At 42.3% G+C, this 24,468-nt stretch carries 24 protein-coding genes; 17 read left to right on the forward strand and 7 right to left on the reverse strand.

What is annotated here, in order from left to right; translation table 11 throughout:
* The first annotated feature begins 18 nt into the window (after positions 1 to 18).
* From B1L02_RS24725 to B1L02_RS24735, 4 genes are read left to right on the forward strand one after another with little or no spacing between them, the layout of a single operon-like run.
* Positions 19 to 309 (forward strand): hypothetical protein, encoded by a 291-nt coding sequence (locus B1L02_RS24725; RefSeq protein ID WP_232003225.1) that lies wholly within the window; start codon positions 19 to 21, stop codon positions 307 to 309.
* An 8-nt stretch (positions 310 to 317) separates the two neighbouring features.
* Entirely contained in the window at positions 318 to 956 is a 639-nt protein-coding gene (locus B1L02_RS19885) for a phosphotransferase (protein ID WP_232003226.1), read from the forward strand.
* A gap of 3 nt (positions 957 to 959) precedes the next feature.
* On the forward strand, positions 960 to 1,481 hold the full coding sequence (locus tag B1L02_RS24730) for an EamA family transporter (protein WP_232003227.1): 522 nt from the start codon (positions 960 to 962) through the stop codon (positions 1,479 to 1,481).
* Positions 1,482 to 1,486: 5 nt separating this feature from the next.
* Entirely contained in the window at positions 1,487 to 1,789 is a 303-nt protein-coding gene (locus B1L02_RS24735; protein ID WP_232003228.1) for an SMR family transporter, read from the forward strand.
* Between the two features lie 21 nt (positions 1,790 to 1,810).
* Here the strand turns inward: B1L02_RS24735 and B1L02_RS19895 are convergent, their stop codons facing one another.
* Positions 1,811 to 3,454 carry a S8 family serine peptidase gene (locus B1L02_RS19895; protein ID WP_088532521.1) on the reverse strand — a complete coding sequence of 548 codons (1,644 nt, stop codon included), beginning with the start codon at positions 3,452 to 3,454 and terminating at the stop codon, positions 1,811 to 1,813.
* Positions 3,455 to 3,596: 142 nt separating this feature from the next.
* A complete protein-coding gene (locus tag B1L02_RS19900) occupies positions 3,597 to 4,658 on the reverse strand; it encodes an ABC transporter substrate-binding protein (RefSeq protein ID WP_088532522.1) in 1,062 nt (353 codons plus the stop codon).
* Positions 4,659 to 4,859: 201 nt separating this feature from the next.
* Here B1L02_RS19900 and B1L02_RS19905 point away from each other — a divergent pair, with 201 nt between their 5' ends.
* The 4 genes from B1L02_RS19905 to B1L02_RS19920 all read left to right on the forward strand — a co-directional run bounded on the left by B1L02_RS19905 (position 4,860) and on the right by B1L02_RS19920 (position 12,076).
* On the forward strand, positions 4,860 to 5,252 hold the full coding sequence (locus B1L02_RS19905; protein ID WP_088532523.1) for a cytochrome b562: 393 nt from the start codon (positions 4,860 to 4,862) through the stop codon (positions 5,250 to 5,252).
* A gap of 257 nt (positions 5,253 to 5,509) precedes the next feature.
* Positions 5,510 to 6,973 (forward strand): basic secretory protein-like protein, encoded by a 1,464-nt coding sequence (locus B1L02_RS19910; protein WP_088532524.1) that lies wholly within the window; start codon positions 5,510 to 5,512, stop codon positions 6,971 to 6,973.
* Positions 6,974 to 7,154: 181 nt separating this feature from the next.
* Positions 7,155 to 9,983, forward strand: a complete 2,829-nt coding sequence (locus B1L02_RS19915; protein ID WP_088532525.1) for a TonB-dependent receptor plug domain-containing protein — start codon at positions 7,155 to 7,157, stop codon at positions 9,981 to 9,983.
* A gap of 17 nt (positions 9,984 to 10,000) precedes the next feature.
* Positions 10,001 to 12,076, forward strand: a complete 2,076-nt coding sequence (locus B1L02_RS19920; RefSeq protein ID WP_088532526.1) for a basic secretory protein-like protein — start codon at positions 10,001 to 10,003, stop codon at positions 12,074 to 12,076.
* Positions 12,077 to 12,449: 373 nt separating this feature from the next.
* Here the strand turns inward: B1L02_RS19920 and ykgO are convergent, their stop codons facing one another.
* A complete protein-coding gene (ykgO, locus tag B1L02_RS19925) occupies positions 12,450 to 12,587 on the reverse strand; it encodes a type B 50S ribosomal protein L36 (RefSeq protein WP_088532527.1) in 138 nt (45 codons plus the stop codon).
* A 5-nt stretch (positions 12,588 to 12,592) separates the two neighbouring features.
* Complete coding sequence (locus B1L02_RS19930; protein ID WP_088532528.1) at positions 12,593 to 12,850, reverse strand: type B 50S ribosomal protein L31; 258 nt, start codon at positions 12,848 to 12,850, stop codon at positions 12,593 to 12,595.
* A gap of 468 nt (positions 12,851 to 13,318) precedes the next feature.
* On the opposite strand from B1L02_RS19930, the gene B1L02_RS19935 reads away from it, so the two are divergent.
* Positions 13,319 to 13,573, forward strand: a complete 255-nt coding sequence (locus B1L02_RS19935; RefSeq protein WP_010373062.1) for a hypothetical protein — start codon at positions 13,319 to 13,321, stop codon at positions 13,571 to 13,573.
* A gap of 57 nt (positions 13,574 to 13,630) precedes the next feature.
* Here B1L02_RS19935 and B1L02_RS19940 read toward each other — a convergent pair whose 3' ends face one another.
* The gene (locus tag B1L02_RS19940) at positions 13,631 to 14,284 is read right to left on the reverse strand and encodes a DUF6058 family natural product biosynthesis protein (RefSeq protein ID WP_088533133.1); all 654 of its coding nucleotides are present in this window, start codon (positions 14,282 to 14,284) and stop codon (positions 13,631 to 13,633) included.
* A 174-nt stretch (positions 14,285 to 14,458) separates the two neighbouring features.
* On the opposite strand from B1L02_RS19940, the gene dapA reads away from it, so the two are divergent.
* The 4 genes from dapA to B1L02_RS19960 all read left to right on the forward strand — a co-directional run bounded on the left by dapA (position 14,459) and on the right by B1L02_RS19960 (position 20,579).
* Entirely contained in the window at positions 14,459 to 15,373 is a 915-nt protein-coding gene (dapA, locus tag B1L02_RS19945; protein WP_088532529.1) for a 4-hydroxy-tetrahydrodipicolinate synthase, read from the forward strand.
* A 55-nt stretch (positions 15,374 to 15,428) separates the two neighbouring features.
* Positions 15,429 to 16,712, forward strand: a complete 1,284-nt coding sequence (locus B1L02_RS19950) for a DEAD/DEAH box helicase (RefSeq protein WP_088532530.1) — start codon at positions 15,429 to 15,431, stop codon at positions 16,710 to 16,712.
* Positions 16,713 to 17,376: 664 nt separating this feature from the next.
* Positions 17,377 to 19,137 carry a TPR end-of-group domain-containing protein gene (locus B1L02_RS19955; RefSeq protein ID WP_232003229.1) on the forward strand — a complete coding sequence of 587 codons (1,761 nt, stop codon included), beginning with the start codon at positions 17,377 to 17,379 and terminating at the stop codon, positions 19,135 to 19,137.
* Positions 19,138 to 19,382: 245 nt separating this feature from the next.
* Positions 19,383 to 20,579: an alpha/beta hydrolase-fold protein gene (locus B1L02_RS19960; protein ID WP_088532532.1), complete on the forward strand. Its 1,197-nt coding sequence runs from the start codon at positions 19,383 to 19,385 to the stop codon at positions 20,577 to 20,579.
* A 68-nt stretch (positions 20,580 to 20,647) separates the two neighbouring features.
* Here the strand turns inward: B1L02_RS19960 and B1L02_RS19965 are convergent, their stop codons facing one another.
* Positions 20,648 to 21,079: a nuclear transport factor 2 family protein gene (locus tag B1L02_RS19965; protein ID WP_088532533.1), complete on the reverse strand. Its 432-nt coding sequence runs from the start codon at positions 21,077 to 21,079 to the stop codon at positions 20,648 to 20,650.
* Between the two features lie 370 nt (positions 21,080 to 21,449).
* Here B1L02_RS19965 and B1L02_RS19970 point away from each other — a divergent pair, with 370 nt between their 5' ends.
* Positions 21,450 to 22,130 carry a hypothetical protein gene (locus B1L02_RS19970; protein ID WP_088532534.1) on the forward strand — a complete coding sequence of 227 codons (681 nt, stop codon included), beginning with the start codon at positions 21,450 to 21,452 and terminating at the stop codon, positions 22,128 to 22,130.
* 229 nt (positions 22,131 to 22,359) lie between these two features.
* Here B1L02_RS19970 and B1L02_RS19975 read toward each other — a convergent pair whose 3' ends face one another.
* Entirely contained in the window at positions 22,360 to 23,331 is a 972-nt protein-coding gene (locus tag B1L02_RS19975; protein WP_088532535.1) for a transposase, read from the reverse strand.
* Positions 23,332 to 23,447: 116 nt separating this feature from the next.
* On the opposite strand from B1L02_RS19975, the gene B1L02_RS24740 reads away from it, so the two are divergent.
* The 3 genes from B1L02_RS24740 to B1L02_RS19990 all read left to right on the forward strand — a co-directional run bounded on the left by B1L02_RS24740 (position 23,448) and on the right by B1L02_RS19990 (position 24,390).
* Positions 23,448 to 23,651, forward strand: coding sequence for a hypothetical protein (locus B1L02_RS24740; RefSeq protein WP_088532536.1), 204 nt, complete (start codon positions 23,448 to 23,450; stop codon positions 23,649 to 23,651).
* A 157-nt stretch (positions 23,652 to 23,808) separates the two neighbouring features.
* Complete coding sequence (locus B1L02_RS19985) at positions 23,809 to 24,045, forward strand: type II toxin-antitoxin system Phd/YefM family antitoxin (protein ID WP_088532537.1); 237 nt, start codon at positions 23,809 to 23,811, stop codon at positions 24,043 to 24,045.
* A 12-nt stretch (positions 24,046 to 24,057) separates the two neighbouring features.
* On the forward strand, positions 24,058 to 24,390 hold the full coding sequence (locus B1L02_RS19990) for a type II toxin-antitoxin system RelE/ParE family toxin (protein WP_088532538.1): 333 nt from the start codon (positions 24,058 to 24,060) through the stop codon (positions 24,388 to 24,390).
* The last annotated feature ends 78 nt before the right edge of the window (positions 24,391 to 24,468 follow it).

Here is a 24,468-nt window from a genome sequence, read left to right on the forward strand (position 1 = left end):
CAAAAAAGGTGTAACACAGTGAAAATAAGTATTCCGAACGATGTAATTTCTGCGCCTATGTCAACACAGCAAGAGCAACAATTATGGAGCGGTTGTGGTGATATGTTATTTATCAATCATGATGCTGGGAAGCTCGCAATTAAGCGCACCAAAGTGCCTAGTGACATTGTACATCGGCGAATTGAGCAATCCTCAGTGGCGCTTGCGCGTAAGGTTAAGTCTTATCAAGTAGAACGTCATTTTTACAAGCATCATGCATGCGAGTTACTTTCACCTTGTAACACACCTAGTTATTTAGGAGAAGGGTAAGTGAAGGAATGGAATACATCGTCTTCAGAGACTTCTCAACTCAAGGTTTTTCGCAAACCGCTAATCCATCCGAATCACAAATATTAGCGGTGATAGGGTGGTTAGCTAAATTTCATGCTCACTTTTTACAAAGCCCCGCAGAGCACGTCTGGGAGCAAGGAAACTATTGGCACTTGGATACCCGACCAGATGAGCTTGAGCGAATGCAAAACAGTAGCATTAAACAAGCGGCGCCTCGATTACGAGATCGTATCAAGAATAGCCATTGGCATACTTGGATCCATGGCGACGCCAAGCTAGCTAATTTTGCTTTTAATGGCGACCAAGCACTGGGATTCGATTTTCAGTATGTCGGAAAGGGTATTGGTGTGTCAGACTTAATGCTGTTTATAACGTCGGTTTTAGACGAAAAAGAACAGCTCCTGCATGCCGACGAGTATCTCAAGTTGTATTTAGATATGTTGAGAATAGAATTATTGGGCAAAGCAGCCTCTATTGATATTGCTCAGATCCTTTCTGAGTGGGAATCGTTGTGGCCTGTGGTGTGGGCTGACTTTTATCGCTTTCTGCTCGGCTGGAAATCGGACCATGTAAAAATCAATGATTACATGAAGTTTCAAACGGAAATTGCACTACAACAGGGATAATAAATGGCCATAGCCTTATTCAGTGCGTTAAATTGGGCGGTATTTGATTTTTTACGAAAAAGGCTAGCGTGCCATTATTCAGCCGCGCAAATGTCGGTGATATTTAGCCTGCTAGTCTTACCTGCATACATTGGCTATTGGCTGGTTGTTGACAAACAACTACCAAGCTCCGCTTATCTTGCTCCAGCAATAGCCAGCGGAATTTTGGCTGCTATTGGTAGCGTAAACTTTATTCAGGCGCTTGCGCTTGGACGAATGGCAGTGATCCTACCTCTTTTATCCATCACACCAGCACTTGCAGGCGTGTTTGCTTGGCTGCTACTCGGAGAGCGCTTAACCACACTGCAGTCAATGCTGATCGCCGCTATTGTCCTCGCTTCGTTTTTATTGCAAGGAGGCAGATTCTCTTTTCAAGAACCTGGCGCAAAACAAGTTGTAATCACCTCATTTTGCTGGGGCTTTGTATCGTGTTCGATAAGCAGGCTTTGCAATACAGCTCGCTGTCTTTTCATGCTGGGTTTCTAACCTTTATGGTATTTTTTGTTAATCTAATCTTGTTGCGACCGCAGTTTAAAAATCAAAATTTTCGCGCACATTGGCTACTCTGGGCTACTTCTTCTGTGGTATTCGCCGCTGCCGTCATCTTCCAAATGCAGGCGTTGACTGAAATTCAACCGGGGCTTGTTGAAGGATTGAAAAGGGCCATTGGGATAGTCAGTGCGAGTATGCTTGGGATGTGGTTTTTTAAAGAGGCAATTTCAACAAAAGAATGGCTGATGATCACTGTTATTCTGTGTTGTAGTGCAGTGCTGGCATTAAATAGTGGCGCTTAAGCGCCACTGAAAATGACTAACTTACTTACACTGCGCGACTTTAGTCCAAACGTTTGAGTAGATCTCAGGATTTGCACCTTGTGACCAGAACGTAGCACGATATTCAAAGCCTTTGTATGAAACGCGGTCGCCCGTATTGTAGAACTTAGTTGCATTCCACTCTTGAATACCATTACACCCAGCTGGCGCATCACTAACGGTAACTGCTAATGTCTTAGATGCAGTTTTGTTATTTGAAGCTGTGACGGTGAGTGTCACTTGATACGTGCCAGTGTTAGCATAGGTGTGTGATGGGTTGGTTTGTGAGCTTGTCGCACCGTCACCAAATTCCCACTGATAACTACCTGCGGTTGATTGGTTGTTAAATGTCGCAGTGAGGCCTGATACGCTGAAGTTAAAGTTTGCATCGACTGCACCTGACGTATCACACCCATTATTTGTTAGATAATCAACTGCTGCTTTTGCTTGCACGATACCATAACCGTAAGAAGTATCACGACCTGCTTGGCCTTTGTCTTTTGCTGTTGTATTCAACACTTGGCGAATTTGCTGAGCAGTACATTGCGGGAAATGGCTCCACACTAATGCAGCAACACCAGAGACATGCGGCGTCGCCATTGAAGTGCCACTAATACTGCGATACGCGCCATTGTTCCATGTAGAGTTTACACCAACACCTGGGCCTGCAATTTCTACTTGGCTGTTGTATTGAGAGAAAGAGGCTTTTGACTCAGAGCTATCGACCGCTGCCACAGACACAACTGCGTTATACGATGCTGGGTAGCTTAAAGAGCTATTTCCCGCATTACCAGCGGCTGCAATATGAAGCATGCCACGCTGATAACTCTGCTCAAACGCATTGCGTTCTGCTGTTGAGCTGCCGCTACCACCTAAACTCATGCTAGTCACATTGGCACCAGCCTGCTCACATTGTTCAATTGCTTTAATGAGGTCAGAACCATAAGCCCAGCGGCCTTGGTCATTAAACACTTTAACGATATGAAGACCTAATTGACCTGATGGGTTTACCCCGACTACACCTGTGCCATTACCACCTAAAGCGGCGATTGTGCCGGCAACATGAGTACCGTGGCCGTTACCGTCGTTACTCCATACTCCTGTGTTGTTGTTACCATAGCCGTCATTACCAGTAATGCCTGTGCTAGGTAGGTCTTGGTGACCTAGTGTATAACCTGTATCCATAATGCATACTTTACGGTTACCGCTGTAGTTGTCTGACACTTGGTTAGCCTGCACCATATTAATACCGTAAGGTGTGGTTTCAGCAAGTAAATCAATTGCAGAGGTTTCCACACTTGGCAAATAACGTTTAGGGTCAATCTCTACGTGAGCAACATTATCGCTTGTTTGTAGTTGTTGCATTTGTGTAGTAGAAACTTCGGCAACATATGCATTAATGCTTGGCAATGTGTTGACAGCAGAAGTACCTAAGGTTGAGTAGGCTGCTTCAGACAAAGCCTGTGCTTTAAATTGTGCTGTTTCTGCTTGATTTAAGCGCACTGGCAGAGTTTTTGGTGTCGCACTGTCTTTTAACGTGACAATAACGCGCTGGGTATCTGCATGAGCAACTGAAAGGCTTGCACAAACGCAGGCGCTAAGGGTCGAAAGTTTAAGAAGTTTTGCTACTGTATTTCTGTTTTTCATATTTCACCTGTTTTACATGTTGTTTACGTTTGTTACTAAAACAGGTGTTGACATCGCTGTCAATGTGTAAAGTTTAGACAGGTTTAAATTGCATTATCTTTCTGGGTTTTATTTAATGCATTAATTAATTTTTCTTAAATCTTCAATTCTTTATATTATTATTGTATTTATTTTCATTAAGTGAGTGAGTTAGTTCTGTAATTGTAAATTGTGCTGGATCGCTAATGTAACGTAAAAAGTCCAGGTGTTCAGGAAAGTTTCCATGTATGGCATGATACAAAGATAAGTTTGCGTCATCCAGCGATTCGAAAATAGGCAAGGTCACACTGTCTATTGGCGTATAGTCTCTATGATATTGTGCTAGCCGAGCTAAGGTGTAGGCGCCAAGCAACACATGCCCGCCAATCGAAACATCTAACTTAGGCGCAATACCTTCATCCCAATTAATCCCACCTATGACGATCTTATGGTTTAACTCTTTAGCAGCGAGTAATGCGCCATAAGCAATAGGATCATTGGCAGCCCAAACTGTTGTGATTGCGGGATCTCGCTGTAACCACGCTTTAGTGAGGCGATAAGCTTCATTCTGAGACCATTGACAATTTGCCTCTGCAATTAATTCCAGCTCTTTATGGTGCTCAAGATAAGCACGCATGCCTTTTTGTCGGTCCAATGCCGCAGTCGTCGCCACGTCACCTAGCAAAGCTAATACATGTTGCGATGGATTGGAGGATCTAAGCGCTTTTCGCGCAAGTTGATGCATTAATTTAAAACCGGCTTGGAAATTGTCTGGCTCAATGGTGCCAATGATTTGGTGTCCTGCCTTTAACAAAGCCACCTCCTCTGTTTTGGTCGGTCCGTTGAGCAAGAAAATAATCTTAATGTTGGTGGCTTTGGTGTTTAATAAATAGGGAATGACACTCGACTTTTCGTTAACCAGCACAAGGTAATCAGCATCACTTTTCAAGGCTTGCTCTACGAGCGACTTCATCAAAATATGGTTGCGCTGCGCATAACTAATTTTGAGAGAAATATTCATGTTATTAGCGGCCGCAATCATCACGTTGCTGACGTTATACCAAAAGTCCCCTGTAGGGTTTTTTGTTGCAAAGCCGGGGTTTACAAATTGAACGTTGAATCGTTGTGCAGATAGCGCGGCCATCGGCGATAAAAATAAAAAGATGAACAACAATTTTCGGATCATAAGTCTCTACATTTTTGATATTCAAAAAGTGTGTTGCTAATTACGCGACATCGTTAATTATAAGTATAGTTTACGCTAGAATCGTTGCGCTATCTGCCTGTTTTTTGGTTGCTATTCGGATCTAGCATATTTTTCATAGCATTGAATTTAGCTCATGCGTTAATTGCTTTATACTAGCGCGCAAATAGTAAGGGGACTTTGATGAGAAAAATCGTATTTATATTCGTGTTGTTGTTTTCGATGTCAGGGGTTGCGCAAGAGTCAAGCGAACTGAATAAAACCATGAAGGAAATGGGCCATATCTATAAGCTGGCTGTGAAATCTCAATCTGCTCAAGAAATGCAAGCGTACTTAACCGAACTGACAACACTCGTTAAAGAAAGCAAACAATTTAAGTTTAAGCAAAAGGTGTCAGCCGAGTCAGTTGAGGGCTTGAATAAAGTACTCGAAACCATTACTAAGGCGAGCCATGAAATAGACTCGGGAAGGGTCGAGAAAGCCCGTGAAATGCTATTAAAAATTGATGAGTTGAGAAAGCAATACCACAAATTACACGAGCCACCGAGCTTTTGGGAATTACTATTTGGTAGTTAACTTATCCTATCGCTGTGGTTACTCCTTGTTCTATCACAGCGGCTTTGCTCATCTGTCTTGGCTTTAGTTGAGCATGACAAAAGACTAGCGAGTCGTGGCTTGACCTTTCAAGCTCGCTAGTTCTCCATAAGATCCAAAAGCGGTGAAATAGCGATATCCTTTTTCGCATTTAGAAGTTACGTAAAAATCTGCTCAAAAGAAGTTGCATTATCAATTGGAACGATCCAGTATATCTGTTTTTAATCTGGGAAATTTCGATGAAAACCTCCTCAATAGCTAGTCTAATTTTACTTTCACTTTGTGGCTCCTCGTTGGCGAATGCCAATGCACTCTACGACATCACCGAACGCGATGTATTCTCTGTAACGAGTGACGTAAAGGAGCAAATCCAAGGAGAGGGGATAGAGCAACTTGTTGATAGGTCGCTAAAAAGCAAATTCTTATCTAAGCAATCTAGCGCAGAGATTGTATTTGATCTGAAAGACGTAAAAGCGCTTAGACAGTATCGTCTCACTTCAGCGCAAGATGCCCCCGCCCGAGACCCTAAGCATTGGACTGTAGCCGTATCTAAAGATGGTAAGCTTTGGCAAGAGGCTGATAAACGCAACAATATCGTATTTTCAAGGCGGGGTGAAACGCTCGCTTTCGACCTACCCAAAACAACGGATGCGAGGTACGTGCGCTTTACTGTGGCACAAGAAGGTAAAACTCAATGGGGCGACCGGTTTTTGCAAATCGCTGATTTGGCGCTCTATGCACAAACAAACTTACCTCTGGCGAATTTTACTGCAGATAAAACGGTTGCCAAGATCAATGAGCCAATTTCTCTGCAGTCGATATCTGAAAATTCACCGACAAAATTGAGTTGGAAGGCTGAGGGCAAAGCAATATTGCCAACCACAAAAAGTGTTGAAGTAGTTTATGACAAGCCTGGTAACTATGATGTCACTCTAGCCACTAAAAATGCGTATGGTTCGGACCTTAAAACCCGTGCGAACTATTTAAAAATCTATGATCCAAATCACCCTTGGAAAGGCTTTGAGCCACCAAAGGTCAAGGTGGTTATTGAAGATACAGAGTCGGCAGGTTCGAAACGCCTTCAAGCGTTATTTCCTGATATAGCCAGTACAGTTAATGAAGTTACTCGTCAACTGGCACCAAGGCTGTATAAACACTTTGCAGAGCTGCCAGAGTTTGAGCAAGTCACATTCAGGCTAAAGTGGATGGACACAATAGCGTACCGCTCTGGGGATGAAACGAATATGGAAATCGTGTTTAGCTCAAAGTACATCACTGAAAAACTGGCCGCACAACCAGACGAGCAGGTTGAGTACGAACTCCTTGGTGTACTTTGGCACGAACTTACCCATGGGTATCAGCTATTCCCAAAAGAGAGAAGTTATTCTGAGCCCGATGTACATGCGTTTATTGAAGGAATGGCGGATCTTATTCGCATTCAAGCTGGATTTCATAAAACGCGCTCACCTAAGCCGTCGGACTCTTGGGTTGGTGGATACACGAACACGGGATTCTTTCTCGCATGGCTTTCTGAGTCTCATCCAGATTTTGCCTATCGTTTTAATCAAACTGCGGTAGAAATAGAAAACTGGTCATTTGAAGATGCAATAAAAGCGGTTACCGGCGAGTCTCTCAATAAGCTCTGGTCTCGCTACCAAAGTGAACTAAATGCCAAGAAATTGCAGTTAACTAGCAAGAACTAGATGATTACAATCTGTCATCACTATGCCATAAATGTACATAATTTGTTGACAGGATAGTTTTATTGCTCATAATTGGAACGTTCCCTTTTATTGTTTTTGCCTATTGCTTTGTTGGTTTTGCAAAAGGTGGAATAACATTTTAATTATAAATTGGAACGTTCCTTTAAATCATGGGGGTCTTATGACAACAATAATGTATAAACATAGCCTTATTGCAGCCGCTGTTCTTTCAGCAGTAGCAACCAATTCAGTAACAGCCGCAACAGATGAGCAAGTAGAAGAAATAGAACGTGTTGAGGTGACAGGCTCTCGTATTAAACGTATCGCCATTGAAGGCGTTACCAATGTTCAAAGCCTCTCTTCTGCGGATATGGTCAGAAGTGGATTCAACACAGTATATGATGCACTGAGTAGTATTTCCGCCGCTAGTGGTGCCGTTCTCGGTGAAGTAGAAACAGGCTCCTATACACCGGGGGCGAAAGAGTTAAACCTATTAGGTGTTGGACCTGAATACACTCTTATTCTTGTTAATGGTAAGCGTTTGGCTTATTACCCAATGCCTTACGGTGGTCAAACTAATTTTGTTAATCTAGATATGTTACCAACTGCAATGGTTGAGCGCATCGATATTCAATCTGGCGGTGGCTCAGCAATTTACGGTTCAGATGCAATGGCTGGGGTTGTAAATATTATCACCAAAAAAGGGATGGACGAGCATGTTGTTGAAGCATTCTACGGCCAAGACACCTATGGTACGGGTGATAAGAAAGGCTTGTCGTTTGTTGGTGGTTTTGAGCAAGACGACTTTACGTTTGACTACTCGCTAGAATATAAAACTGAAGAAGCGCTTACCGGTGCTGACAGACCTTTTCATGATAGTGTTTGGGATAATCCAGATCCAACGAACAAGCGAGAGCTAAATCGCTCGATTACCGTATGGGCCGAGAACACCGAGTTCAAAAATCAATATTCTGCACAGTACTGCAACACCGATAACAACCCACACCCGACAGCAGTTCAACACTTTATTAGCCGTAATGATTACGGCCTAAGCTGTGGCTGGGATGAAACTGGCAACAATTTGCTACGTAACCAAGTCGAAACCATGAGTTTGTATATTAACTCGGTTTACAGCATTAACGACGAGCACAGCTTCTTTGTTAACGGATTTTATATCGATCAAGAGAAAAAGGGCGCACGAAATCCATTCTTCTTTGCTCATGCAGAGTCCATTCACGGATCTATGTTTTGGGATCCTGATATCAAAAATAATGCCGGCGGATACGGCGCACCCGTTAAGTATATGTGGCGGATAGTGAATGATTCAGAATATACGGATGATGGCTTAGGTCGAGTATACGACGATAAATCTTATTCATATAGTTTTGGTCTTGAAGGGGAGATAGCGGATTACTATTACTCCGTTGGATTCAGTCGCTCTCAATATGATTTCTCTGATAGATACTTGCATCACACGGTTGAGGGGAATAACTGGCTAAAAGGGCCTAAGTTGGGTGAGGTTGATGGCATGCCAATCTACCGTCCAAATTACCAAGCCTTTTTCGCGCCTCTAACTCAAGACAATATGTATAACATGGCTGATTGGGCAACCTATGATGGGTTATCGTTCAATGAAACATTGACTGCGGATTTGTCTGGGGATTTATTTGAACTCCCTGCTGGCTTTGTGTCTTTTGCAGCATATATTGAGCTGATGAAAGAAGGGACAAGAGCAACGCCGGATAGTCGTATTTTAAATAAAGAATTCGTTGGTCTGACTGGTGTTATCACGGATGGTGAGCGTAACCGTTATGCGGCGGCGACAGAATTTATGATCCCAATTACTGAACAGATCTCTAGTGAAATTGCACTGCGTTATGACCACTATGATGATATTTCTGATGTTGGTGGTGCATTCACTTATCAAGTTGGTTTTAAATATTCTCCCACTGACGCGTTGATGCTAAGAAGTGCCTATGGAACAACATTCCGTGGTCCAAGCATGAGCTCGGTATATCAAGGGTTTGCTGGTAACTTTGGACGCGGCTCAGACAGAGTGATTGCCGATGCTTGTCTACGCTTCCAAACCACAGGAGATCCTGCTCAATATAATGCTGATGCATTAACTATCAGCTGCGCAGACTTAGACACAACAAATATCAATGAGCCAAAGCTAAATGCCGATTATGAGACGATTTCAGCGGGCGATCCAACATTAAAAGAAGAATCTGGTCATTCATTAACCTTTGGTCTTGTGTATGAGTACTCCCCTGAGTTGTCATTCAATGTTGACGTTTATGACATCGTTCTGAAAGACAAAATTACTCGACTTGGGTCTGGCGAAATTCTTGATAATGTCTGGAAGTGTGAAAACGGCTTAATTGATCCTTCCTCAGCCAAATGCGCCAATATGCAAGACAGAGTACAGCGTTTCGATCAAGATGGTTTGGCAACAGACTGGTTAGGCAACACTAAAAAAGGATTACCGTACACCGCAGCCATTATCAGAGAAGGTTATATAAATGCCGCAGAAAGGCAGCATGGCGGCGTCAATTTTGGTGTCAAGGGAACGCTTGAATCAGAACTTGGCGAGTTTATTTATAAGCTTGATTACAGCCATGTTTTAAAGAAAAAAGAAAAGCTTCGTCCCGAAGATCCGCTTGCAGATGTGTTAGACAGCCAAGACAACTATAACTTCAAAGATATGGCATCTTTCAACCTGACTTGGCAACTGGAAAAGACCGCAATTTCATGGCAAGTAAATTATAAAGGAAAAAATTGGAACGGTGCTGATTTTGGTCAGAGAGAAAAGTTACCTGCATGGATAAAACATAACCTAACCGTTGGTCATTATATCAACGACAACACTCGAGTGATGTTTACGGTACAAAACTTATTAAATGCGATGCCGCCTCAGGACGACTCGTTCAGAAGTTACCCATTCTACAAGGCGGGTAACTATGATACGAACGGTCGCGAGTTCTTAATAAAAGTTAACTACCAATTTTAATAATAAAGGGTAACGAAATGAGAAAATTAATGCTATCAGCGGTGGCAATGGCTGTCGCTGCGACACTACTAGGCTGTAATGATGGTTCTGAATTTGTTGAACGTGATAAGCCTGAACAAACACAATCATCTGCACAGCTAGATTCTGGTGCATTGCGTAATATCACCACAGATACTGGGGTTGAAATAGAGGCTATCTTAGCGGATGGTGTGCAGGCGTCGCCCGCAGGTGAAAGTGTCGATAAACTTATCGACGCTAACACGAGCACAAAATTCCTCGCTTTTGCGCCAAACGTCTCTGTAGTGTTTAAAGCAGCGACAGAGATTGAACTCAGAGAATATAGCTTTACGTCAGCAAATGACGAAGCAAACCGAGATCCTAAACAGTGGGTCGTATACGGCTCAAATGATAAAGAAGAGTGGGTTGAACTGGACTCGAGAGCGGGCGAAGTATTCTCTGCTCGAGGACTGACTCGCAATTTTGAACTGGCCGAAAGCGGCGAAAAGTATCGCTACTTCAAATTTGATTTAGTACATGGTGGTACAGATAGTTATGGTGCTGATATTACGCAACTAGCGGAACTCGAAATCAAAACGATATCGGATATTCCTATCGTCGCATTTAATGCGACAAACACGACTCCTGAAGTTTCTGAGTATATTGTTTTTAGAGATGAGTCGTTAGTTAACCCGACTCACTGGCAGTGGACATTTGAAGGTGGTATTCCTGCGACAAGTACAGAGCAAAATCCATTAGTTAAGTTTGAAGCATTAGGGCCAAAAACCATTACACTGGTTGCGAGTAACGATAAAGGGGAAGCGACATTAGTTCAGCAAGACTTTATCCGTGTGTGGGACCCGGCCTCGCCATGGGCAGGGTTTCCAGAGCCTATAATTGAAGTGAAAAAGGAACTACCAGAGCACCCAGGGCAGCTGGCGCTTGAACGTGCGGTCCCAGACCTAAATGCCCTTGTTCATGAGATCTCTTTGAAGATTGCCAAGCGCTTATTTAATAATGTAACCGAAATCAACATTTTTGAGCATGTTACTTTTATCACTGGAGACTTTGATGCGCCTGCATCAAAAGCGGGTGAAGGCAAATCTATGGAGCTTAGGTTTGATGTTAAGCACATCGCCAACCTAGAGGGTCTTGGAGATGAGGCTATCCGTAACGAAGTCATTGGCGTGCTGTGGCATGAGCTGACCCATGGTTACAATAATGTTCCAGCTGAAGGAGAATATCGTCCGGGCACAGATTATCATACCTATCTTGAAGCGCTGGCTAACTTTATTCGAGTAGATGCTGGTTACTTAGAGCATAGACGCGGTGGAGTTCGCTGGATGGAACACTACAATGTTGATGCTTACGATCAAACGGCGTTCTTCTTTGAGTGGGTAGAAAAAAGTCATCGTAACACGGATTTTATCCGCAAGTTTAACGCGGCAGCAAAAACACTTGAAGCGTGGAGTTTGGACGAAGCTTTTAAATCCATATTTGGTGAACAGCGTGGGATTGATGCGGTATTTGAAGAGTATCAAGTCTATCTTGCAAGCGTCGGTAAGTTACCACCAGTACCACTTGGGTATCAGAACTTTGCACCCACTAGCACTCAGGTAACAACAAACGGTACTGCACTTGTGCCTTTTAATGAGGGAGCAGATAAGCTTAACGATAGAAATATTACCTCTAAATTTAATGTGGTGTTGGAAGCCCCCGCTTGGCTTGCACAATATGCGCCTGACTTGTTGCCGATAAAACAGATTAATAAGGCTCAGGTTAACTATGTGTTCGACAGCGCTAAAACAGCAAAATACTACTCATTAGCGACAGCGGGAGACAACCCTCATCGCTTTCCTAATGCGTGGCAGCTACAGGGCTCAAATGACGGCATTAATTGGATTACGCTAGATACTCAACAGTTCAGCGAATTACCTAATACGATGGAATACTATAGCTTTGCTATCGAGAGTCCAAATGCGTATACCCAGTATCGGTTGGAACTTGAGCATACCCGTGAAGGCGGTGGAATTGGCGGCGCTAGCGGACGCCTAATTCAACTAGGCGAATTCTCATTGTGGGAAGCAAAAGAATAGGGCCTGTTGACCTTTGCTGTTTGATTTTTGTTCCCCTAAGTGTGTTTTGGCCGCGACGCTCGACTTGCCGCCTAGTAATCTAGGTAAAAGTTGAGCAACAATGAACAAAGCGCACTCAGGTGAACCCAAAGGGCAGCGCTTGATTGGCATTTCTTCTGTGTTACCCCACAAGGATGAGGGGGTAAGGTGACTTTCCAGGAGCACAAAGTCTTTATCGCCTGGCTCACATAGAACAACTATGCTACGCAGGCTCCGCCTTGTATAAATACCAATCAAACTGCTGCAAAAACAAACTTGAAAGATAAACAGGTCCTAGCCTTAAATAGACTAAAGGTAGGCAATGCCCACCTTTAAAACGTACTCATTTTGACCTTTAACGTTTCTTTTTCTTACCTTGAACCGCTTTAAATCGCGGGTTAGATTTACAAATTACATAAACCCGACCGCGTCTTTTTACGACTTGGCATCCAGGTCTATTTTTAGCGCTTTTCAGCGAGCTCAGTACTTTCATCAGGTTTATCCTTTTTTAGTCGCAAGATTTTTATAGCGACGGTTAAATTGCGCAACGCGACCATCACTTGCCACCAGCTTCTGTTTACCAGTGTAGAAAGGGTGAGACGCACTTGAGACGTCAATTGGGAAGTAAGGGTAAGTCTTACCATCTAATTCAACGGTTCTATCCGATTTAATGGTTGAACCGGCAATAAAGTACTTATCAACCGATGTATCATGAAAGGCAACAAGTTGATAATCAGGGTGGATATTGGGTTTCACAACAATGACTCCTAAAATTGTTTTGTTATATTGTATCAACACTTGCGTAAATATAAATCAAATAAAAACTATTCTCAACAACTAATTTGTTGTTGCCGCTATTTTGCGCGATACGCCTAATTTGTCGACGCATGCGGAACTAAACTGAATGCATCTTGAGCAGTTGATTAAAAGGGGCTTACTTTCCTTAAAATTGCCTGATATAACTAGTTCTAGATAGTTTCTCAAGTAGTCATATTGGTGTTGGCACTTAACCTGAATATTAGCGAATAGACTTTTTTGGAATATAACTATCGATGTAAGCCTGTTGGCTTGATAGATATGAGATAAAAGAGTGAGATCCAATTGAGGCTGGTTTAACGGTTAATAATCTTCACTAAATGAGAGAGGCCTAGCAAATAATTAAAACCTAGTACGTTCGCGAAAGTATTTTGTTCGCCAACGCAATACAGATATAGAGCATTTATTATGGATAAACATGCTGAGTTAGATAACTCAATTTTGGCTAAGCTTCACAGCAGCGATGACAGCGCGTTACAACAAGAGTTAGATACACTCTCTTGTACACATAGTGACATAGTGACACTACTGGCGCAGTACCAAACGCTTAGTGAGCAAGATGATGAACTGTTCGATGCTTGGTACGACAGCTTATGTAAAGATCAGTTAAAGGTCTTAAAAGCATTTGAGATAATACGTGCGCACATTGAACAGCAAATATAAATACGCAGATAGTTAGTATAGATTGTCTGGCAGAACCGCTGTGCGCCAGACAACAGATTATTTGATTGATAAGTCGTACTTACTAATCAATTGGTCAATGTATCGAGTGCGTAACGACTCTGTTTGCTCCGCTTGGGTATTGGCTGCTAGTGCTTTGTTTAGTAGCTTCATGGCGCTGTGAACCTGACTGCGTTGCTCAGGGGCAATGCTAGTGGCGGTTCTTGCTTCTGTTATATCGTCGATAATCGCGCGACCGAGGTCGATATAAAGCGCTTCCTCTACAAGGCCATTTTGGCTGATCACCCCATATTTTCCACATAAAAACTGTTGCCAAACTTGTTGTACATGTTCCGTAAGGTCATCACTAAAGCTTGGGTCTTCGGTGTAAAAGCCTTTTTCAATACATTTCGCAAGTGCTTCACAGTACCGCTGTTGAAATAACTCAAATGCACTACTTGATTGATCTACTTTATGTTTAAGTAAAAGTTGCCCCCAATTGAGTAGGCCTCGGGCATAAAAATCAGTATATTCTTCACATTCGTACAGGCCAAAGTATGAACTACACTTAATTTGATTTTGAATACTATAACTCGGATTTGGGAATAGGCTCATTTGTTGCCATTCTAAGAGCTGTTCTTCAGGTATCTTTAAGCTCCTGCTCAGCTCCAAAGTGGTATAAAAGTGCGTATTTAGAAAATGTGTCAGTCCCATAAAATTAAACTGGATAAATATACAGTGTTTTGGATTTTGCTGGATCTTTACGCAAATAACAAGCACTAAAGTTAAATTTCATTAGATTTTACCGATTTACTCAGGTTTATGGGTCGGATCTCAGTCAGATTTATGGTAAAAATGGCTGTCAACTGGAAGAGTAATAGAAAGACCATGCATCAGATCCAATCAATAAAAAAAGCAAGCTTAATTACCGCTATTAAAACCCCTTACACAATGGCGGGTGAAATTGACTTAGATACTTACGACAAGCTAGTCGAAGCGCAAATTGCAGGCGGTGTCGATGGTATTGTTGTCGGTGGCACAACAGGTGAAGGCCAATTGATGAATTGGGAAGAGCACTTAATGCTCATTGCCCATTCTGCGAATAAGTTTGGCGATAAATTGCTCATTGTTGGTAACACTGGCAGCAATAACACCAGAGAAGCAATAAAAGCGACTGAATATGGGTTTGCATCGGGTATGCACTGTGCACTACAAATAAATCCATATTATGGCAAAACGTCAATTGCGGGTGTAAAGGCTCACCTGAAAGAAGTATTAGAAATCGGTCCCGGCTTTATTTACAACGTGCCAGGTAGAACAGGACAAGACATTACGCCTGATATCATTGAACCGCTGGCCAGCCACAAGTATTTTGTTGGCATGAAAGAATGTGCGGGTGATGAGCGTATCACGCACTATGAAGCGAAAGGCATTGCCTGTTGGTCCGGCAACGATGATCAAGCCCACGATAGCCGTCACAACAGCCAATCTCATGGCGTTATTTCTGTTGCTTCAAACATCATTCCGGGCTTATTCAGACAATTGATGGACACGCCTAACCAAGCGCTTAACCAGTCATTGCAACCGTTAATGAACTGGCTCTTCTGCGAACCAAATCCAATCGCTATCAATTCGGCTTTGATTATGACCGGTGCGGTCAAACCGGTATTTAGATTACCTTATGTGCCACTGTCGCAAGCTCAACAAAAAGAGGGAATTGAACTCCTCTCTCAGTTAAAAGAAAGTGACTTTGTCGGCTCGACACCAAAATTAATTGACGAAACCTTGCTTAAGTTTTGTTAAAAGTCGGTTTGTCATTTATAATCTGCGACCGTTTTTGACTCGGTCGTAGGTTATTATGGCAACGTTTTCTTCATTTAGTTTCGCACAGCCTCTTTTAGATGCGCTGCAAGACATCAATTTTCATACATTAACGCCAATTCAACAGGCGGCTATCCCAGCTGTCCGTCAAGGTAGTGATGTGCTCGCAACAGCGCAAACTGGAACAGGGAAAACCGCAGCTTTTGCATTACCTATCATCCAAAAATTGCTTGAGGCTGAAGCGCAGTCGACGCCAAGAGCGTTGATTTTGGCACCAACGCGTGAGCTTTCCGAGCAGATCGCCAACAACTGTGCGACATTTGCTAAGTACACAGACTTGAAAGTGCAGGCACTGTTTGGTGGGGTTAACGCCAATGGCCAAGCTGAGCGCTTAAAGCAGGGCGTGGATATTTTAGTAGCGACCCCTGGACGCTTGTTAGATCATATCCGCTTAGGTAATGTCACGTTAAGTAACGTTAAACACTTAGTGTTAGATGAAGCTGACCGCATGTTAGATATGGGCTTTATCACCGACATGCAAAAAATCATTGAGCTGGTGGATAAGCAAAAGCAGCTATTGTTGTTTTCTGCAACTTTCCCGTCGGCAATGAAGCAGTTCGCGAAACAAGTGTTGAATCATCCTAAGTTGATTCAAGCTGCGCCAGAAAATAGTACAGCCGACACGGTTCGCCACGTTGTTTATCCTGTTAAGGAAGAACGTAAGCGTGAGTTACTATCTGAGCTGATCGGAACCAAAAATTGGCAACAAGTGCTGGTGTTCGTCAATATGAAAGAAACCGCAGACAAGCTAGTTGCAGAGTTAAAGCTTGATGGCATAGATGCAAATGTATGTCATGGTGACAAAACGCAAGGCGCTCGTCGTCGCGCTTTAAGAGAGTTCACCGAAGGCAAAGTACGCGTTATGGTTGCAACCGAAGTCGCAGCTCGCGGATTGGATATCGTTGGCCTGCCACGCGTGGTTAACTACGATGTGCCTTATCTTGCCGAAGATTATGTTCACCGCATCGGAAGAACTGGTCGTGCAGGTCAGTTTGGTTATGCGATCACTTTTGTAAGCCGCGAAGAAGAATCTGATCTTATTCATATTGAACAGTTAATTGAGCAGCAAATTTCACGCTATTATCTGCCGGGCTACGAAGTGGCAAATCGTGAAAGACTGGTTGAAACTATCCAGAAGAAACCTGCGCATCAACGTCGTAAGGCGCGGGTGAATAAGCCTTCGAATCAAGCAAGTGCAGAAGCAAGATTAAAAAACCGCTCTCGTATTGCAAATGTACGTAAGCAGCAAAAGAAGAAGTAAAATTGTTTTTTTGCTTTATTTACAACGCCAGCTAGCACGCTGGCGTTGTTGTTTTTAGCGAATGTGGCGTACAGTTATTGAGTTCCAGTAAGCTAGAGCTATTAGCCTCTACTCTTACGATACTTTTTGATTATTTCAAAGACACAGAAGGCTGAGATCAATACGTAGACTGTTTATAGTTAAACCTTTGTTTAAGTATACATGGGCAAGGTTTGCTATAGCTAAGAGACGTTGTAATGTTAAATTAATTGGGTAAAAACCTAACTAAGTATTTCTGTCAATTCATAATACGATCATACAGCAACAGCTATCTTGCTAAGCAAAGCGCTCAATATCAATGGTGTATCTCGGTTTGTATGTTTTAGAGCTGTGAATCTATCCAATAGATACAGCAAATAGTAATAGGGTGTGGAGTTAAATTTGTTAATACTTGTTAGGTATGTAGAACTCAATTAAGTATTATTCTTAACCAACATATAGTAGAAAAAAGCGAGCATAACCGAGCTCTTTTTATAGGGGTTATAGCTCAAACGAGGATAAGGTACATATATTATTTCGACGCTTTTCGCAGCTAAAACATGCATGCTGATCTTAACTTATGCAAAACCCAGCGCTAAATCAACAAAAAGGGAAAATGATGACGTATCTCAGTTTTTTAGTCCACATGAGAACAAGCTTAACTTTGGGCTGTGTGTTTGTTGCACAAACCATAGTTGCAGAGCCTATTCGGGTGTTGACGCCAACGAGCGAACAAGCGCATGTTGCACAGCAACTAACTGTTAAATCCCCAGTGGATTACCTAAATACACGGATCAACGCACTCGCGTTGGTACGTAGCAAAAATTGGCAACAGGCGTTACCACAACTGCAAAAGCTTACTAAATCGTATCAAGATGACGGAGATACTTGGTATTTATTGGGATTAACGCAAATACAATTAATGCATTATGAGCAAGCTATCATTGCGTTGAAAAAGGCGTTGTCACTGGGTGTTAACCTAACCAATATTCCTACCGGTTCGCGCCCCTCAAATGACATTATGATAAAAATTGCAGGCGCGTATGCTGCACTGGGTAAAGTGGATGAAGCTAATGAGTGGCTGAGTAAGTCCTTGTCAGCGCGGTACGACGAACGCAGTAGCTTAGCAACTAAAAGTGTTTTCGACTCCATTAAAGATAATCTGCAATTTCAGATACTTACAGGTAGTTATAAAGACACTTCGCTCACCAGAGATCAACAGTGGAACGCTGATTTAGATTTCTTGCTCTCAGAAATTAAGCGGTTACATGTTAACGAGCAGGCAAGTCACAACCCCGATTTAATTACGTTGGCAGATAATTTGCGCTCAGATATACCCAAGTTAACTGATCAGCAAATTGTCTTCGGTATGATGCGAATGATAGGCACGCTTGGTAACGGACATAACTTTATCGTGCCGACTTTCGGAGAAAAAGGGAATTTCACTCGTTTGCCAGTGCAGTTTTATGCCTTTACCGATGGTCTGTATATTGTTGACGCCGAAGCTGAGTTTAGTGATTTAATCGGCTATAAAGTCACAGCCTTTGGGCAAACACCAACCGCACAAGCAATGGCGAAAGTTGCCAAGATTAATCCGCGAGATAATGAAATGCAGCAGCTTTGGCTTGCGCCTTATTATCTCGCTATGCCCGAAGTACTCGCTGGACTAGAGTTGAGCGATGCGTCAAATGAAGTGTCTATCACTGTAGATAATGCACAGAACATGCAAAAGACCATTCGCCTTAGTGGTCGAACATTTGAATTTCGCGGCTTTCCGACCTTGCCAGTAAATCATAAAAAAAGCCCACAATATCTGCAAAACGCCACCAAACCTTATTGGTACGAAGTGGATAAAAGCAATGGGGTTTTGTACGTACAATTTAATGCCGTTGCACAGATGAAAACGCAGTCGTTAGCGCAATTTAGTGCTGAGTTGATAGAGACAATAAAACACGGTGAAGTAAACCACTTGGTGCTGGATTTACGACACAATAGTGGCGGCAATGGATCCATCTTACCTCCATTACTAAAGGCACTGATTTATTTTGAAGCGGCAAAGCCTGCAGGCAAGTTATTTGTAGTGATGGGACGCAATACCTTTTCAGCAGCGCAAAACCTCTTAACCAATATTGATAGTTTTACCAATGCCATATTGGTTGGAGAGCCAAGTGGTTCTCGGCCAAACCATATTGGTGAAGCTGGAAGGTTCCGTTTACCGTTTAGTGGGGTGTTTGGACTCGTTTCGTCGCAGTTTCATCAAACTTCTCGCGCGGAAGACCACCGTATTTGGATTGCACCACATATGCCGGTATTGCCAGACGCTACAAGCTACTTCAATGGTGTCGATCCCGCTATTAAGGCCATTTATAGTGTATTGGATAAAAACATCGATGGTTTAGTTAAGTAACTATCGCGTTAGTTGAGCGCTTTTTTAAGTCAAATCATAAAAGGAAGTGGCATAAATGATAGTTGCAGCAGCGTGATGATTGGGTTGTTTTCTTTGCGATTGCCGCATTGCTGTATTTCTCTGTTTAAGAGTATGCACTGATTATCTAGAAAGTAAGCTAGCAAAAAGAGGGACTTGTGGTGCTATCAATTCCTGAGCCAGTATGCTAGTTTTGTTAGTGAAATCAACTAAATGGAATAATAATAATGAGAATTGGTAAGGCAGTTCAGTGTTTGTTTGCTGTGACTTTAGCGGCTTTCTTTTCGGATTCAGCAATGGCAGAGTCCGAAGGAAAGACAAATCAAGGATATGAGCAACAAACAAAAACCTTGATGTCAAAAGTGCTTGATGAAAAGAGAACTTTTACAATTCAACTACCCAAAAATTATCACTCAAACACCAATAAAAAATACCCTGTTATTTATCGCCTTGATGGTAAAGGCAATCTCCCGTTGATGACCGCAGTGCTTGAGCGTTTGCAACAAGCAAACGTTTCTGCGGCACCTGAAGTTATCATTGTTGCAATCGAAAATACTGACAGGTTAAGAGATCTCTATCCAACTAAGAATAAAGAACCTGCTGGACCTATGGATATCGGCGGCGGGGCACCCAAGTTTTTAGAGTTTATCGAGACTGAGCTTATTCCTTATGTGAACCAGACCTACCGCACTCATGATTTTAAAGTCATTGCCGGTGCATCTGCAGCGGGTACTTTTGCTCTTTATGCTTTGCAGGCAAAGCCTGAGCTATTTCAAGCGCATATTGCTTATAGTCCAGCGGTATGGTGGAACTTTGGCGCGACAGCAAAGAGTACTAAAGCGTTTATTTCCAAAACGAAGCAGTTAGATAACTTTCTATATATAACAATTGGTGAGGAAGGCGGCGTGATGCGCGAAAGATATGACGATATGGCGCGCTTTCTAGCAGAAAATCAACCACATGATTTGCGATTTTTCAGCGAGGCTTACGACAATGTTCCTCATGGACTTGTGTCTGCAGCTGGTATTTTTAGCGCGTATCAAAAGCTGTTTTTGCCAACCCAAATGCCTGCTCGAGCGTATACCGGTGAATTGAGCTCTATAACTAAGTATTATCAACAACTGTCTGCTCAATATGGCGAGGTTTTTGAGCCACAGGAAGCAGTGATCAGAGAACTTGGCTATTACCACGTAAGCATGGGTAACGTGAAAGAAGCAATTAAGTTGTTTAAGTTTGGCGTTTCACGCTATCCAAATAATGCAGATGCCTACAACGGCTTAGCATATGGCTATGAAACCGACAAACAATACCAAGCATCTTTAGAGCAAGTAAACAAAGCGCTGGCATTGTCATCGAAGGGTGATGGTGGCTACGATGTCTTTGTTGCTCGTAAAGAGCGGCTAACTAAATTACTGGGTGAGTGATAATCAACATGTGTAAATAGACCACTGAGGTAATCGATGTGGTCTATTTGTTGGGTATTTAATGCCACTTAAAAATAGTGGCGAATACGCTTTATTTTTTCGCCGTTAAACTCAAACAGTGTCATAAGCTTTTGCTTATTTTCTTTTTCATCCTTGTTGCCTTGCTGATCAACGCAAGGATGCAAATACTCAACGGTCACGGCATTAAGGCCTTCAATGATGTTTGTTATTTGGATATCACATTTGCCATATTGGCCCAGATAACTGAGTAGGCCTTTTTTGTATTCTTCTTTTGACAACACGGCATTAAAGCGAGGATGCTCGAATGAGGCGTCTGGCGTTAAAAGCGTCAGTAGGTGGGTAACATCAGACTCTTTTGAATATTGGTGTTCAACGGCTTTTTGTGCCTCGAAGTAAGCGTTAACCTTGTTACTCAGTGCTTCTGCAGAGCAAAGACTTGAAACCAGCATGAGTGGCAGCAGTGCATATCGAACTTTCATTATGATTTTCCTTAATTTAACCCCGGCTCGGGATAAGAATTTAAAAACTAGGGAACTATAAGCCTGTTTCAAGATCAGATCTATCGACCAAAAAAGAAAGTAATCTATAAAGGAACACGCATGATAGGGCTAAATAGCTTGTTTTGTCTACAATACTCACCTGCGCACAAGGCTTCGGCTGATTTAAACATAAATAATATTTAGTTTGCAAAGCGGCTCAATTTGGATGTTAACGCTCTTTATTAAGAAAGTAGTCGTAATGTGTTGTAATGTATTTGCCAGTTATAACAGCCTAAAATGAGTCGGGAAAAGGGATGACTAAACATCATCAATGAGCTGACTTATATACTAACTTATCCAAAGGATTGTTATGAACTCTGAAAATACTAAAACAGTTAATCCTGCTATTATCGCAGCAATTATAGCTTCAGCAACTGAGGCTGCAAAAGGTATCGCTGAAAGTGCAGCATCGTCAGTTAGTGGGGAACCGACAGGTGTATTTATTAATAGAACACAATGGTCTTTTTCACCCAGGAACAACTGCAATCTGCCAGTTCATGGCCACTGGGGAGAAACACCAAGTAGTGTAAAATCTGCTGGACCAACATTGGAGAAATTAATAGAAGATGGAAAAACTCCTCTAGAAGCTGCTCTGATAGTTAATGCGTCTAAAGCTGACCAAGAGAGCCTTTCTTGTGTTTTTAATTTGAAAGGAGATGGAATTGGTGGCGAGTCGCTCGCGGTATTCGATATTGATGAAGATAAGTATGGTGATCAACTGTCAGTTGCTTGCTATCTTAAAAAAAAGCCCGGTGGGGATTATTACGCAGGGGTAAGTTTGAGCCAAGGTAATTGGATTGGAGATCAAGCGAATGGAGAAGGTGAGGAACTAATAGATCATATCAAAAATGTACACAACTATGGATGCCAAATCTCAAATGGTCAAAGTAAAACTGTATCAATAGGGGAAGGAATTCACCAAATCACAGTAATATTTACAGCTGGGGAAAAAGTATACTTTGAGGTAGGTGAAGGAAAAGGAACTAGTTAATACTAAAAAATATCAGCTAATGCAACAACGCTGACACCCATTGCTATTTTGAACATAGCTAGAACAGTTTGCTGTTTGTAAACGATGTAACAACGGGCGCATAACGCATATAGAAGCACGTTGATTTGGACCTTTTGGTGCTACTTTACATCAAAGCCTGTTCGCTAGGCACCACAGAGATCTGTAAATACAACAGTTATGGATTTTCGAGTTAATCGTGTTCGTCTTGCTAAGTCAGCAAGCGCTCGCAGTTTGTTAGGTTTGTCCGTCGTCGTTTTTGCAGTGTTTCACAGTAAGCGGTTATTGTTCGCTCTCGACCAACTGCACCATGGAATACCCGAGAAAATTGTGTGGTGAGTTTTATCCAGTTCTCAGGCTCTATATTTAATCGAGTAAGAATGGGTTGTGCTTCATTGATATACCCGCGTTTATCGGCGCGAATACATTGGCCTGTGAGTTCAACCAACTCAATATAGGACTTGAGTTCAAAAGGCAGGCCTTTAGACATATGTTTTCGTGGGCTGCCAGCAAAGCGTAGTAGGCTTTTTGGTTGTTTACCTAATTTCGTATGGTCAATGCGTTTTTTGATGCTGGTGTAGTCTGAGGTCTCAGGCGTTGCTGCGATTTTGGCTCTAATGGGGTTTAGGTCTACGTAAACGAGACAAGCAGCCAATGCCGCCTCGTCCAGCAGCGCTTGGGATTTAAATCGTCCTTCCCAAAACCGACCTGTACAGTTATCTTCTTTATTTGCTCTGCGGGCGATGTCTTCGTTGAGTACTCGCATAAACCAGCTAATATCTGCCAGTCTTTCTTTGTACTTATCAACCAGCTCATTGAGTATAAATTGCTCCGATTCACTGAGTGGCTCACCTTCGATAAATTTTTGGCTTATCCAATTGCCTTTAAATAGCTTGTGCCATCGTATCACAACTGCTTTATCAGACAGGCGCTTAGCCTTTCTATCATCAACATATAAAACAATGTGGGTGTGATTACTCATCACAGCATAAGCACAGACATCGATGCAAAATACGGTTGCCAACATTAGGAGCTTTTCTTCAACCCAATCCCGTCGGTGTTCGTATGATTTGCCAGTAAACTTATCTTCACCGCATAAAAATGCGCGCCTTACGCAACGGGAGATACAGTGGTAGTATTTGGTGTCGGTTAAACTGATTTGTCTTTTAAGGGCAGTTGCCATAGTTTGGTTTCCTCAATCCTTTGAGTGCAGAACAAAAGCTTAAGGGGGATCTTTGGAAGGTGCAAATTAGTGATGGGTGTCTGGGTTAAATTACGGCCACCTGAGCTGCCAAAGCCATGTGGGAGTGTATTCAACGCGGCATCGCCACATTTAGCCTCATACTAGCTGAAGGCAACTCAACACTCTTCCCAGAAATACCAATAACAGTAAGCGGCTTTAAGTCACAGGTCGATAATAGTAATTGGATACTAGTGCAAGTTACCCATTCACTCAGCAGTGCCGGTTACACCTCTTCGCTTGAGCTTGAAATTAAACACTAGAACAGGCGCAAATATCAGAATGAAATAACCGGTCTAAATTTGGTTCGAAGGTTGCAATCTAAACCATATCGGTCTATATTTAGTTCGCGGTCTAAATATAGACCGATATTATTAGGAAATACAACGTACATTTATGAGCAACTTGGGATTTGGATAGATGAAACTAGCAACCATAAGCCAAATGAAGGCCAATGCGGCAAACTTGCCCGATGAACTTGGTTTTAGTCCGTTGTTTGTAACACAAAATGGCAAAGAGTCATTAGTGGTGCAAACACATGAGGCTTACCAGCATCAGCAAGAAAAGATGGCATTCATGACGCTACTATTACAATCGCGAAAAGACATCGAAGCAGGTAAGACCGCGCCGCTAGATGACTTTTTAAGTTCAATATAAAACATGTAGATTATGAAGAATGTAAATTTTAAAATTACTGAAAACGCACAATTCCAAATTAAAGACGCAATCAAATGGCGCGCTCATAATGAGTGTGAACAGATAGCGAGGGACAAAATAAAGTCGACAATAACAGACTTTCAAACTCAGTTGAAAACGTTTCCTGAATGCGGTAAAGCGTGCCAATACTTCGACGTTCCTGAATACAGAGAAATAGTTAAGGGTGACTATCGGTTTGTGTATGAGATATGCCAAACTGACAATAATTTTGATATTTACATTTTGATTTTTTGTCATGTAAAGATGGACTACGAGACGCTACTCAAGCAGTCCATTTATTTTTAAACAAAACAAAACAAAGCCAGCTACTCACCCTGAGTAGAAACCCTTTTTAAGTAAATTACAGTAAATCGCTAATAGCTA

The organism is Pseudoalteromonas piscicida (assembly GCF_002208135.1).
In the GTDB taxonomy this organism is placed as follows: Bacteria; Pseudomonadota; Gammaproteobacteria; order Enterobacterales; family Alteromonadaceae; genus Pseudoalteromonas; species Pseudoalteromonas piscicida_A.